Annotated in this window: 13 protein-coding genes; 8 read left to right on the forward strand and 5 right to left on the reverse strand. The window is 68.6% G+C overall.

Features of this window, described 5'->3' with window-relative positions; all coding sequences use genetic code 11:
• Nucleotides 1-3 precede the first annotated feature (3 nt).
• From ACWDAG_RS28485 to ACWDAG_RS28520, 8 genes are all read left to right on the forward strand, one after another.
• Complete coding sequence (locus tag ACWDAG_RS28485) at nucleotides 4-1,080, forward strand: ABC transporter permease (RefSeq protein ID WP_450698398.1); 1,077 nt, start codon at nucleotides 4-6, stop codon at nucleotides 1,078-1,080.
• Nucleotides 1,077-1,988: an ABC transporter permease gene (locus ACWDAG_RS28490; protein ID WP_450698399.1), complete on the forward strand. Its 912-nt coding sequence runs from the start codon at nucleotides 1,077-1,079 to the stop codon at nucleotides 1,986-1,988. The genes ACWDAG_RS28485 and ACWDAG_RS28490 overlap by 4 nt, the downstream gene beginning before the upstream one ends.
• Complete coding sequence (locus tag ACWDAG_RS28495; protein ID WP_450698400.1) at nucleotides 1,985-2,983, forward strand: ABC transporter ATP-binding protein; 999 nt, start codon at nucleotides 1,985-1,987, stop codon at nucleotides 2,981-2,983. The genes ACWDAG_RS28490 and ACWDAG_RS28495 overlap by 4 nt, the downstream gene beginning before the upstream one ends.
• Nucleotides 2,980-3,978 carry an ABC transporter ATP-binding protein gene (locus ACWDAG_RS28500; protein WP_450698401.1) on the forward strand — a complete coding sequence of 333 codons (999 nt, stop codon included), beginning with the start codon at nucleotides 2,980-2,982 and terminating at the stop codon, nucleotides 3,976-3,978. The genes ACWDAG_RS28495 and ACWDAG_RS28500 overlap by 4 nt, the downstream gene beginning before the upstream one ends.
• Before the next feature lie 41 nt (nucleotides 3,979-4,019).
• On the forward strand, nucleotides 4,020-4,376 hold the full coding sequence (locus ACWDAG_RS28505) for a hypothetical protein (protein ID WP_450698402.1): 357 nt from the start codon (nucleotides 4,020-4,022) through the stop codon (nucleotides 4,374-4,376).
• 198 nt (nucleotides 4,377-4,574) lie between these two features.
• Entirely contained in the window at nucleotides 4,575-5,093 is a 519-nt protein-coding gene (locus ACWDAG_RS28510; protein WP_450698403.1) for a SigE family RNA polymerase sigma factor, read from the forward strand.
• Complete coding sequence (locus tag ACWDAG_RS28515; protein ID WP_450698404.1) at nucleotides 5,086-5,790, forward strand: hypothetical protein; 705 nt, start codon at nucleotides 5,086-5,088, stop codon at nucleotides 5,788-5,790. Before ACWDAG_RS28510 ends, ACWDAG_RS28515 begins: the two co-directional genes overlap by 8 nt.
• A gap of 596 nt (nucleotides 5,791-6,386) precedes the next feature.
• Complete coding sequence (locus ACWDAG_RS28520; protein ID WP_450698405.1) at nucleotides 6,387-6,926, forward strand: hypothetical protein; 540 nt, start codon at nucleotides 6,387-6,389, stop codon at nucleotides 6,924-6,926.
• Nucleotides 6,927-7,020: 94 nt separating this feature from the next.
• Here the strand turns inward: ACWDAG_RS28520 and ACWDAG_RS28525 are convergent, their stop codons facing one another.
• The 5 genes from ACWDAG_RS28525 to ACWDAG_RS28545 all read right to left on the reverse strand — a co-directional run bounded on the left by ACWDAG_RS28525 (nucleotide 7,021) and on the right by ACWDAG_RS28545 (nucleotide 12,864).
• Nucleotides 7,021-8,163: an ABC transporter ATP-binding protein gene (locus tag ACWDAG_RS28525; RefSeq protein ID WP_450698406.1), complete on the reverse strand. Its 1,143-nt coding sequence runs from the start codon at nucleotides 8,161-8,163 to the stop codon at nucleotides 7,021-7,023.
• Complete coding sequence (locus tag ACWDAG_RS28530; RefSeq protein ID WP_450698407.1) at nucleotides 8,156-9,208, reverse strand: ABC transporter ATP-binding protein; 1,053 nt, start codon at nucleotides 9,206-9,208, stop codon at nucleotides 8,156-8,158. Before ACWDAG_RS28530 ends, ACWDAG_RS28525 begins: the two co-directional genes overlap by 8 nt.
• A gap of 14 nt (nucleotides 9,209-9,222) precedes the next feature.
• Nucleotides 9,223-10,158: an ABC transporter permease gene (locus tag ACWDAG_RS28535; protein WP_450698408.1), complete on the reverse strand. Its 936-nt coding sequence runs from the start codon at nucleotides 10,156-10,158 to the stop codon at nucleotides 9,223-9,225.
• A complete protein-coding gene (locus ACWDAG_RS28540) occupies nucleotides 10,151-11,074 on the reverse strand; it encodes an ABC transporter permease (RefSeq protein ID WP_450698409.1) in 924 nt (307 codons plus the stop codon). Before ACWDAG_RS28540 ends, ACWDAG_RS28535 begins: the two co-directional genes overlap by 8 nt.
• Before the next feature lie 167 nt (nucleotides 11,075-11,241).
• Nucleotides 11,242-12,864, reverse strand: a complete 1,623-nt coding sequence (locus ACWDAG_RS28545) for a peptide ABC transporter substrate-binding protein (protein ID WP_450698410.1) — start codon at nucleotides 12,862-12,864, stop codon at nucleotides 11,242-11,244.
• Between the last annotated feature and the right edge of the window lie 119 nt (nucleotides 12,865-12,983).

The raw sequence follows: 12,983 nt of genomic DNA on the forward strand, positions 1-12,983 counted from the left end.
GCCATGCAGCCGACCGCCCCTGACGCGGCGTCCGCCGCGGTCGACAAGGCCGCCGTACCGGTCCCCGCCGGTCCGGCGGTCCGCGGACCACGGGCCCGCACCGCCACCGCGTATCTGCGGTACGGGGCGGGCAAGGCGGGCGGTGCCGCCGTCTCGCTGCTCGCGGTGCTGGTCACCGGGTTCTTCCTGTTCCGGCTGATCCCCGGTGACCCGGTCAAGACGATGACCGGCGGCCGCCCGATCTCGGCGGAGCAACTGGCCGCCTACCGCAGGGAGTTCGGGCTCGACCTGCCCGTGTGGCGGCAGTTCACGGACTACTGCGGCAAGGCGCTCACCGGCGACCTGGGCACCTCGTACCAGTTCCGCACCCCGGTCGTCGACAAGATCGGGGAGGCGCTGCCGAACACACTGCTGCTGACCGGCACGGCCTTCGTGCTCTACACCGCGCTCGGCATGTTCCTCGGCACCCGCTCGGCCTGGCGTCACGGCCGGCTCGGCGACCGGCTCAACACAGGTCTGGCGCTGACCCTGTACTCCGTGCCCTCCTTCTGGCTCGGGCTGCTGGTCATCATCGTGTTCGGTGTGGGCCTCGGCCCCGTCCCCGGGCTCTTCCCGACCGGCGGCATGGAGTCGGGCGGCAAGGAGGGCTTCGCCTACGTCCTAGATGTCGCCCATCACCTCGTACTCCCCGTCCTCACCCTGGTCGCGGTCGAGTACGGCCAGACGCTGCTGGTCACGCGCTCGGCACTGCTCGACGAGATGGGCAGCGACTATCTGACGACCGCCCGCGCCAAGGGCCTCAGGGACGACCTCGTGCGGCGCCGGCACGCCGTGCCGAACGCGCTGCTGCCAACGGTCACCCTGGTCTTCGTCAACCTCGGCCGGACGGTCGCGGGCGTCATCCTGGTCGAGACGGTCTTCTCCTGGCCGGGCCTGGGCGGACTGTTCTACCAGGCACTGAGCGTCCCTGACCTGCCCCTCGTCCAGGGCCTGTTCCTCTTCTTCGCCTCGGCGGTGATCGTCATGAACACTCTGGCCGACCTGGTGTACCCGCTGCTCGACCCCCGGGTGGGCCGATGACGACCGCACCGGTGCAGGAGACCCCTCGCCGACTGGCCTGGCAGCGCCGCCGCCGCTCCGCCGTGCGGTTCTGGCAGCAGTACCGCACACACCGCGCCGGACTGGTCGGCCTGGCGGCGCTCGCACTGTTCGCGCTGGCCGCACTGACGGCACCGTTGACGGTCGGCTCGGACGTGGCCGGCGTCACCGACGCGCCGGGCAGTCCCCTCCAGCCACCGAGCGGTGAATTCCCGCTGGGCACCGACCGGTTCGGGCGCGATCTGCTGGGCCTGGTGGTGTGGGGCTCCCGGGTCTCGCTGCTGGTCGGGCTGCTCGCGGCGGTGCTGTCGGTGGTGATCGGCACGGTCGTCGGGATCACCGCAGGGCACTTCCGGGGGCCGTACGCGACGATCCTGATGCGCATCACCGACTGGTTCCTCGTGATGCCGGCGCTGGTTCTCGCCATCGCGCTGGCCACCGTGATGTCCCGCTCCCTGGGCACAGTGATCCTCGCGATCGGCGTCACGTCCTGGCCGACGACGGCCCGCCTGGTGCGCGCCCAGACGCTGGCGGTGGAGTCCCGGCCGTACATCGAACGGGCGAAGGCGCTGGGCGGCGGCCACTGGCACGTCATGACCCGCCATGTCCTGCCCAACGTGATGCCGCTGGTCCTCGCCCAGACGACCCTGATGATCTCCTCCTCCGTACTCGCCGAGGCGACACTGGCCTTCCTCGGCCTCGGTGACCCCACGGTCATCTCCTGGGGCGGCCTGCTTCAGGACGCACGCGAGGCCGGTGCGGTCAGCTCCGGCGACTGGTGGTACCTGGTGCCACCGGGCATCGCGATCGCGGTCGTCGCGCTGACGTTCACGCTGTGCGGCCGCGCGGTGGAGTCCGTCCTCAACCCCAGGCTGGGGGTGGCCCGTTGACGCTGCTGGAGGTACAGGACCTCGAAGTGACGTACGCCGGTGGAGCGGCCGCGGTCCGGGGCGTGGATCTGTCGCTGGCGGCGGGGCAGAAGCTCGGCATCGCGGGCGAGTCGGGGTGCGGGAAGTCCACGCTGGCGCTCGCGCTGCTCAGGCTGTTGCCGGCCGGGGCCCGGGTGTCCGGGCGGATCCTGCTGAACGGCGAGGACGTCCTGGCCATGCGGTGGGGGCAGGTGCGGGCGGTGCGCTGGGCGAGCGCCTCGATCGTCTTCCAGGGGGCGATGCACTCGCTCAACCCCGTGCACCGCGTCGGCGACCAGATCGCCGAGCCGATCCTGCTGCACCGCGGCGCGACGGCGGCCGCTGCGCGCAAGCGGGCCGGTGAGCTGCTGGAGCAGGTGGGCCTGCCCGCGGCACGCGCGTCGGCGTACCCGCACGAGCTGTCCGGCGGCCAGCGCCAGCGCGTCATGATCGCCATGGCGCTGGCCTGCGACCCCCAGCTGGTCATCGCCGACGAACCGACCACCGCCCTGGACGTGATGATCCAGGCACAGATCCTGCGGCTGATCGAACAGCTAGTCGCCGAGCAGGACGTGGGCCTGATCATGATCAGCCACGACCTGGCGGTGCTGGCCGACACCTGCGACCGGCTGGCGGTGATGTACGCGGGCCGGGTCGTCGAGGAGGGGCCCGCCCGGCAGGTCTACGAGGACGCCCGGCACCCGTACGCCAAGGCCCTCTCGGCGGCCTTCCCGCGCATCGGCGACACGGCCTCCCGGTTCGCTCCGAGCGGCCTGCCCGGCGACCCGCCCGATCCCGCCGCGCTGCCCTCCGGATGCACCTTCCACCCGCGCTGCCCGGTCGCCCTGGACGAGTGCACCGTCGAGGACCAGCGGCTGAGGGACGCGGGGCAGGGGCGGTGGGCTGCGTGTGTGCACGTCGGGGCAGCGGCCCCGCCCCCGGCCGGCCCGACCGAGGACGCGAGGAGCACCACATGACGACGCCCGCCTCCTCACCGCCCCTGCTCAGCGCCCAGGACCTGCACGTGATCTTTCCCGGGCGGCACGGCGCCCCAGCGGCCCGGGCCGTCGACGGGGTCGAACTGGACATCCGGGCCGGAGAGATCGTGGCGCTGGTCGGCGAGTCGGGCTGCGGCAAGACGACGCTGGCGCGTTCGCTGCTCGGCCTGGTGAGGCCGGCCGCAGGACGGATCACGTTCGCCGGGAAGCCCCTGGAGTACTCCTCCCGGGCGCTGAAGGCGTACCGCCGACGCGTTCAGCTCGTACTGCAGGATCCGACCGGCTCCCTCAACCCCCGGCACACGGTGTACGACGCGGTCGCCGAGGGCCTGCGGATCCACGGCCGTACGGGCAACGAACGGGCCGCCGTCGCCGAGGCCCTCGCCCACGCGGGGCTACGACCGCCCGAGCGCTTCTTCCTCCGCTACCCGCACGAACTGTCCGGCGGCCAGCGCCAGCGCGTCGTCATCGCGGGCGCACTTGTCCTCGAACCCGAACTCATCGTCGCCGACGAGCCGGTCGCCTCCCTCGACGCCTCCGTACGCGGCGAGATCCTCGCCCTCCTGCTGCGCCTGCGCACCGAACTGGGCCTGTCCGCCCTGGTGGTCACCCACGACCTGGGCCTGGCCTGGAACATCGCCGACCGGGTCGCGGTGATGTACCTGGGCCGGATCGTGGAGACGGGCGAGGTGGAGCAGGTCCTGACGGCTCCTCGCCACCCGTACACCCAGGCGCTGCTGTCGGTGCTGCCGGAGGCCGGGGGCGACCCGGTGGTACTGACCGGCGAGCCGCCGGATCCGTCCCGCATTCCGTCCGGGTGCCGGTTCCATGCTCGCTGTCAGGTGCTGGCGAGCGGGGAGGCGGAACGGGCGGGGGTGGCGGACGCCTGCCGGAACCAGGATCTGGAGGTGCTGGGCGGGGGTGGCGGGGGCCAGGTGGCTTGTCATTGGGCGCGGGCGCGGACTGCTGTCTGACCACGGCCGGCTCGCTACGCTCGGGTAGGGACTACGCGAAGATGCGCGCGATCGCCGAGGAGCTCACCGCATACGCCGAGCGCCTTGAAGGGGCGTGGAATGTCGAGATCGGCCCTTCCGGACCGTTCCTCGCGATGATGAGTCCCTCGAAACGCCATGCGGGCACAGTCCGCCGCATCCGGAACCAGCTCAACGCCCAGCTTCCCGCCACCCACCCCGGCTACATCTGCGAGAACGGCCCCGAGATCGAGCACCCGGCAATCGGACGCATGCGGCGACCCGACGCCGTGGTGATCCCCGAGGACGTACTCGACGAAGAGGGCCTTGCGGTCGATGCCACCCAGGTCCTGGCGGTCATCGACGGCTGGACCGTTCCGTTCCCAGATCACCTCCCATAGGCCGGCGGCCTTGACCACTACTCCGCATACCCGGAGCAAAAGGATGGGTTCGAGGCGGAGCTGGTCGCAGCGCCCCCGTGAGTCGAACTCGGACTCAGATACGTGCGGATTCCGCGTAACATCCCACCGGCCCCGAGCGTGTTCAAGACAGAAGCAGGCAGGCAGCACGGGTACGTGCTCGACAGACGGGGGACGGGGATGCCGGCGCAGCCGGAGGAATTCGACGCCTTCTACTCCGCCACCGCCAAACGCATGGTCGCCGTGGTCTATGCGATCACCGGCGACCTGGCTGAGGCTGAGGACGCGGTGCAGGAGGCATACGTACGCGCATGGCAACGCTGGGCGAAGCTCACGCGTGAGGGTGATCCACTGCCGTGGGTGCGCACGGTGGCGATGAGACTCGCGATCAGCACCTGGCGGCGGACCAAGGGGCGGCTGCTGGCTCACTTCCGGCATGGCCCGCAGCCGGATGTGCCCGAACTCTCCGGCGACCGTGTGGCGTTGGTGGCCGCAATGCGCGAACTGACCCCCGACCAGCGGCAGGCAGTCGTCCTGCACCATCTCCTGGACCTGCCGGTGGAGCAGGTCGCGCGGGAGACCGGCGCCTCCAACGGTGCCGTACGCACCCGGCTCAGCCGGGCCCGCAAGATCCTCGGCGAGCGGCTCGCCGAGAGCGATTCCACTTTCATCGCCGAGGGGGTGGCCAGTCATGGCTGAGGTCGAGGAACTGCTGGACGAGGTCGCGTTGCACATGCCCTCCGCGGCTGAGCTGCGCGCTAGGGGTGACCGGCGGCTCGCCCGCCGGCGGTCCGGCGCCGTGGCCGCAGCCGTTGTCGCGGTGGCGGGGGCGGTGACCTTGGCCGTCCTGCCGGGAAGCGGTACGCACGAGACGCGCCCGGCGAAGGCACCGACCGCCTCGCAGTCGGCCCCCTCTCAGTCGACCCCGGGGGGAAGCACGACGTATCAGAAGGACGGGATGGTGTGGCTGAAGGCGCCCAAGGCGCTGCCGTTGTACGGGCAGTGGCACTGGCGGGCGACCGAGGAGGGCAGCGATGGCTTGACCCTCGGATCGGTGGGAGAGTGCTTGGCGGTGGAACAGGTCCTGCAGAAGTCGAGCGGCCAATGGATCTACCGCAGGTCCTACCTGGGAGACCGGGGGGCCAAGGCGCGTCACAGCTACACCGAATACACCGACAACGACGCCCAGCGTGAACTCAACACCGCCCTGTCCGGGCTGCACGAGGCGCTCTCCGGCTGTGGCCTGACGTCACAGGGTGCGGCCACGGGCCCCGAGGGCCAAACCGTCGACACGTACACGGGCACCATCGACCACCGCCAGGCGCGGATCGTCGTCGAGCACGGCACCCGATGGCTCTCGGTACTGCGGGAATCCGGTGGGACGCAGGGGAACTGACCTGGCCTGAGCGGTTCCGGTGAAGCTGAATGTCCGTGCTCATCGTCTTCCGGACTACGCGTTGATCGATGCACTGGTCACCATGAGGGCCGACCGCACGCGAGTCCGGTGGGCCGAGAGGCGGGGCGGGCGAGGATGGCGGAGGTGCGCCGGAGGGAGGACCTGCCGACTCCGGGGCCGGGGGCGGAGGCAGAGATGGCATGCCATTGCGCCCGGGCAGAGGTCGGCGCCTGACTCCGCGGCCTCCCTGCCCCCGTGACGGGCCCTCGCCCAAGTCCCGCAGCCCGTGAAACGCCCCCAGCAGGCCGTCGTCCACGATGACACGCCCCGAAAGCGCTTGCGGTGGACGCGACTTGCACGGCTCACGATGATTCAGCCGATTCGGCACCCGGAGTCCGGCCAGGCCTCATCCGACCCGAAGCGTGAACCCTCACTGACGATCCACCTTTCTCTATCGCGCTTTCGCCTATCGCGCTTTCGCCTATCGCAGCGGAATCCTCCGCACGGAACGTCACCTACCAAAGACAACTTGATGCCTGAAAGGCATTCAAGTGGCAAGTGCACCTAAGAAAACCTACTCGAAGGAAATAGTTCACATGAACCACGCAATCGCCGCCGGACTCACATCCGCCCTTCTGGTCGGCGGCCTGGCAGCCGGGACCTCTTCCGCGTCCGCCGCTCCCATGGGGTGCTCGGACGCGGGCCACAAGGGCTACACGATCAGCAACAAGTCCACGGTGTACCCGGGGACCAACCTCGCCAGCGACTGGGTCCCCGACACCCGCGCCGACATCAGCTACGACCAGCACGCAACGGGAACCTGGACTGCCAGTGGCACCGCGGGCGTCGAGGCCGAGGCCGGGGCGATCTTCGCAAAGGCCAGTACGTCGTTCAGCGTGACCGTGGGCAAGAGTTGGTCGCACTCCGAGGGCTGGACCTACACGCTGCACCCCAAGGACAAGGCGGGCAAGACCCTGGTCCGCATGCGTCTGTTCCACGAGGCCAAGAAGTTCAAGGCCCAGAAGTGGATAGTCGTCAACCAGAGCGGGGCCTGCAAGACCCAGACGGTGTGGACCAAGTGGTTCACGGCCCCGGTGACGAAGAACAGCAACGTCTGGGGCCTCGAATACAAGTAGGGCCCTGCAAATAGGCCTACGCGTGAGGGCCTACGAAAAGGCCGCTTCCCGCGCCCAGTAAGGGCGCGGGAGGCGGCCGAGTCGTGAAAAGGCGTCAGACAGCGCCCACGACGTCCTTCTCCTCCGCGAAGTGGCAGGCCGACTCGTGGGCCGCCGGGGAGTCCGAGGCCTTGAAGCGCTCGGGAACCGCGAGCAGCGGGACCTCCTCGGCGCACTTGTCCTCGGCCTTCCAGCAGCGGGTGCGGAAGCGGCAGCCCGAGGGCGGGTTGGCCGGAGAGGGCACGTCGCCGGTGAGGATGATCCGCTCGCGGTGCTCGCGGGCCTCCGGGTCCGGCACCGGAACCGCCGACAGCAGCGCCTGGGTGTAGGGGTGCGTCGGGTGCTCGTAGATCTGCTCGTCGGTGCCGATCTCGGCCATCTTGCCGAGGTACATCACACCGACCCGGTCCGAGATGTGCCGCACGATGGACAGGTCGTGCGCGATGAAGATGTAGGAGAGGTTGAACTCGTCCTGCAGCCCCTCCATCAGGTTGATGACCTGCGCCTGGACGGACACGTCCAGTGCCGACACCGGCTCGTCGCAGATGATGATCTCCGGGTTGAGCGCGAGGCCGCGGGCGATGCCGATGCGCTGGCGCTGACCGCCGGAGAACTGGTGCGGATAGCGGTTGATGTGCTCCGGGTTGAGACCGACGACCTCCAGCAGCTCCTGCACCTTGCGGCGCCGGTCGCCCTTCGGGGCCACGTCGGGGTGGATCTCGAAGGGTTCGCCGATGATGTCGCCGACCGTCATGCGCGGGTTGAGCGAGGTGTACGGGTCCTGGAACACCATCTGGATGTTCCGGCGCACCGCCTTCAGGGCGCGGCCGGACAGTTTGGTGATGTCCTGGCCCTTGTAGAACACCTCACCGGCGGTGACCCGTTCGAGGTTCATCAGCAGCTTGGCGACGGTGGACTTGCCACAGCCGGACTCGCCGACGATGCCCAGGGTCTCGCCCTGGTAGAGGTCGAAGGAGACACCGTCGACCGCTTTGACCGCGCCGATCTGACGCTTGAACAGGATGCCCTGGGTGAGCGGGAAGTGCTTCACCAGGTTGCGCACCTGAAGGATCGGCTCACCGCGCTCCACCGGGGCCTCGATGGCGGCGATGGCGGCCTCCTCGGTGGCTGCCTCGACCTTGTCCACCGGGGCGGTGTTCGGGGTCTTGGCCGCGTCCGGAGCCGTGGGCTCAGCCATTGAGGGTCTCCTTCCAGAAGTGGCACGCGCTGCCGCGGCCGACCAGTTCCCGGCCCTCGTCACCGGTGAGCTGGGCGAGCTTCGGGATGTCCGTGCGGCACACGTCCTGCGCCTTGGGGCAGCGCGGGTTGAAGGCGCAGCCGTCCGGGATCCGCAGCAGGTTGGGCGGCAGGCCCTTGATCGCGTACAGCTCCTGGCCCTTCTGGTCCAGGCGCGGGATGGAGTCGAGCAGACCCCGGGTGTAGGGGTGGGCGGGCTTCTTGTAGAGCTCGTGCACCGGGGCGGTCTCGACGATCCGGCCCGCGTACATCACCGCGATCTTGTCCGCGACGTCGGCGACCACGCCGAGGTCGTGGGTGATCAGGATCAGGCCCATGTTGAACTCGGCCTTGAGCTCCGCGAGCAGGTCCATGACCTGGGCCTGGACCGTCACGTCGAGCGCGGTGGTCGGCTCGTCGGCGATGATCAGGTCGGGCTCCAGGGCGAGCGCCATGGCGATCATGATGCGCTGGCGCATACCGCCCGAGAACTGGTGCGGGTAGTCGTTCACCCGCGCCGCCGCGGCCGGGATCTTCACCCGGTCCATCAGCTCGATCGCCTTGGCCTTGGCCTCCTTGCGGGACATGCCCCGGTGCACCCGGAACATCTCGCCGAGCTGGTAGCCCACGGTCAGCACCGGGTTGAGCGAGGAGAGCGCGTCCTGGAAGATCATGGCGATCTCGGCGCCGCGGATCTTCCTCCGCTCCTCACCGGACATCTTCAGCATGTCCTTGCCGCGGAAGAGGATCTCGCCCTGCGGGATGCGGGCAGGCGGCATGTCCAGGATGCCCATGATCGCCTGTGCGGTGACCGACTTGCCGGATCCGGACTCGCCGAGCACGGCGAGCGTCTCGCCCGGCCGGACGGTGTAGTTGACGCCGTTGACCGCCTTGGCCACACCCTCCCGGGTGTGGAACTCGACGTGCAGGTCGCGCACTTCGAGCAGGGGCGTCTGGTCGTCGCCGGCGCCGCGGGCAGCGGGGACGGCGTCCTCGATGATGGTCATGAGTTACGCCCTCCTCAGCGCAGCTTGGGGTCGAAGGCGTCGCGGACCACGTCGCCGAGCATGATGAACGCGAGCACACACAGGCTCAGCGCGCCGGCCGGGAACAGCAGGGCGTGCGGCGAGGTGAGCCAGCGGTCCTGGGCGTCATTGATCATCAGGCCCCAGGAGATGCTCGGGGACTGCACGCCGATGCCCAGGTAGGACAGCGCCGCCTCGGTGGCGATGTAGACACCCAGGTTCATCGTGGAGATGACCACGATCGGGGCGAGCGTGTTGGGCAGGATGTGCCGGAAGGCGATCCGCAGGGGGCCCGCGCCGAGCGCCCGGGCGGCGGCGACGTAGTCGTTGTACTTGTTGCCGATGACCTCGCCGCGCATGATCCGGAAGACCTGCGGCCAGCCGAGGACCGACAGCACCAGGGAGACGGTCCACACGTTGCTGCTGCCGACCATCGACATGATCAGCAGACCGCCGATGAGGATCGGCAGCGCGTAGAAGACCTCCGCGAAGCGGGAGACCAGCGAGTCGATCCAGCCGCCCGTCAGGCCGGCCAGGATGCCGATGACGCCGCCGAGCAGCGTTGTCAGAATGGTGGAGACCACGCCGACGATGATCGAGTTGCGGGTGCCCCACACCGTACGGGTGTAGATGTCGCAGCCCTGGACGTCGTAGCCGAACCAGTGGCCGCTGCCCGGACCGGTCATCGAGTTCGTGAGGTCGCAGAAGCCGTCGCTGAACGGCGAGCGTGCGGTGAACAGGCCGGGCACGACGGCCAGCACCAGCAGGCCCACGATGATGAAGGCCGAGATGAGGAACATCGGCCGCTTGCGCAGGTCCATCCAGCCGTCGCGCCACAGGCTGGCGACGCGCTCCGGCTTGCCGTCCGGATCCGGCGCCTTGGCCGTGGGGCCGTCGGCGGGCACGGGCCGTTCGATGATCTGTTCACTCATAGCGGATCCTCGGGTCGAGCACGGCGTAGAGGACGTCGACGACGAGGTTGGCCACCAGGTAGATCAGGATGAGCATGGTGACCAGACCCACGACGACGGGCCCCTCGCGCAGGGAGACGGACTGGGCCAACTGACCGCCGATGCCGGGGAGGTTGAAGACCCGCTCCGTGATGATGGCACCACCCATCAGCGAACCGAGGTCCATGCCGAGGAAGGTGACAACGGGGATGAGGGAGTTGCGCAGCGCGTGGACGCCGATGACACGGCGGCGCGGCAGGCCCTTGGCGATGGCCGTACGGACGTAGTCCGAGCGGACCGACTCGATCATGCTGGTCCGGGTCAGCCGGGCGATGTACGCCATCGACGTGGCCGCCAGCACCAGGCCGGGCAGCACATAGCTGGCGGGCCAGCCGTCCTCGATGCCCGCGACCGGCGTCAGCTTGAACTTGACGCCCAGTTCGAGCTGGAGGACGTTGCCGAGCACGAACACCGGGATCGAGATCAGGAACAGCGTGGCGATGAAGACCACGTTGTCCAGGAACTTCCCACGCTTCAGCGCCGAGAGGATACCGGCCAGGATGCCGATGACCGCCTCGAAGCCGAACGCCGTCAGCGACAGCTTCAGCGTGATCGGGAAGCGCTGGGCGACGATGTCGCTGATCGACCGGCCGGTGTAGGTGGTGCCCAGGTCGCCTTGGAAGACGCCGCTGATGTAGTGCCAGTACTGCAGCACCAGCGGGTCGTCGAGGTGGTACCGCGCGCGCAGCACCAAAGCCAGGTGGGGGTCCTGCTTCTCGCCCATCAGGGCCCGGATCGGATCGCCCGGCAGCAGGAAGACCAGGCAGTAGATGAGGAACGTGACGCCTATCAGTACAGGGATCGCCTGCAGCACACGGCGCACGACGAATCGGCCCATTGGTTCTCCAAGGAATGCTGGCCCGCTCCGGCGCCCTGGGGGAGGGCACTCGCCGGGCGGACCCAACGGCGAAGAGGGTGGGTGGGGAAGCCGTCTTGCTCCGGCGGCTCCCCCTGCCCACCCCGTGGTCCGCTACTTCACGTCGCGGACGCGGTTCTCTGCCTCGCTCAGGCGAGCTTGACGCTCGTCCAGTCGATCTGGTGAGCGATGAGGTTCATCGAGCTGATCTTGTTGCTGAAGCCCGAGTTCAGTCGGTAGAAGTACACCGGGATGTACGGCAGGTCCTTCAGCAGGACGTCGTCCGCGGCCTGGTACTTCTTGATGGCGTCGGCCTGGCTGGTCGCCTGGTCGCCCGCGCTCAGCAGCTTCTCGAACTCCGGGTTGGTGTAGCCCGCGTAGTTCGAGCCGTTCTCGATGGCGTCCTTGGAGAAGATCGGACGGAGGAAGTCCTCCATGTTCGGGTAGTCCATCTGCCAGCCCATACGGAAGGCGCCCTGGTACTTCTTGGCGTCCAGGTCGTTCAGGATGGACTGGAACTGCTCGAACGGCTTGGCCGTCACCTTGACGCCCAGGGCCTTCTGGATCTGGTTGGCCACGGCCTCGACCCAGACCTTGTGGTCGCCGTCCGCGTTGTAGCCGATCTCAAGGGAGTTGCCGGGCAGACCGCCGGCCTGCTTGAAGAGCTGCTTCGCCTTGGTCGGGTTGTAGGTGCAGGCCTCGCCACAGGCGCCCTTGCGGTAGCCGTCGATCAGCGGCGGGTAGTAGTCGTCGGCCGCGGTGCGGGCACCGAGGAACACCTTCGAGGAGATGATGTCCCGGTCGATGGACATGGAGATGGCCTTGCGGATCTCCGGCTTCGCGAAGGCCTTGTTGTACTTGAGCGGGAAGCCGATGTAACCGGTCGCGCCCTCGGGGACGTCGATGGTGTGGCCCGGCAGGTCCTTCTTGTACGTGGCCAGACCCGAGGTGGGGATCACCGGCAGGACGTCGAGGTTGCCCGCGACCAGGTCCTTGTAGGCGGTGTCCTGGTTCGAGTAGACCTTGAAGTTGATGCCCTTGACCTTGTACGCGGAAGCGTCGGGGAACTTGGCGTACTTGGTCAGGCTGATGCCCTCGTTGTCGACGAAGGACGTCTTCGCCTCGTAGGGACCGTTACCGATCGGCTTCTTGCCGAAGCCCTTCGGGTCCTTGAAGAACGCCTTCGGCAGCGGCACGAAGCCGGTGAACGACAGCTGGGTCGGGAAGGCCGAGAACGGGGCCGTCAGCGTGACCTGCAGCGTGTTGGCGTCGACCGCCTTCAGGCCGGACATCGTGTGGACCTTGACGGTCTTCTTCGCGCCCGGGTTGAGGTCCGAGTAGCCCTGGATGTGGCTGAACAGAGCGTTGGTCTGCTGGGCGTTGGTCTGGTCGGCGCCGTAGTTCCAGGCGTCGACGTAGGACTGCGCGGTGACCTGCTCGCCGTTGTGGAAGGTGTACCCCGGCTTCAGCTTGATCGTCCAGACCTTGTTGTCCTTCGTGGTGATGGACTGGGCCTCGTCGTTGACGATCTTGTTGCTCGGGTCGATCTTCGTCAGACCGGCGAACAGGGCGTGGATGACCTGGCCACCCTCGGTCTCGTACGTGTTCGACGGGACCAGCGTGTTCTGGGGCTGTCCGATCTCGACCGAGACGACACCGTCGCCCTTGCCCTTGCCCGAGTTGCCGGTGTCCCCGCCACCGCCACAGGCCGTCGCACCCAGCGCCACAACGGCGGCTATTGCAACCCACTTGGCGCTCTTGGCACCACGCATGGGGCTCCTCCTCATGAGTCCATTGGTTCACCACATGGAGGGGCACATGACACGTCACCGTCACCGGTGCCTGAAACGGTCAGATGCCCCCGCGCTCGTGAGTCGACGCCGCCTGCAGC

It is taken from the genome of Streptomyces sp. NPDC001157, assembly GCF_053598255.1.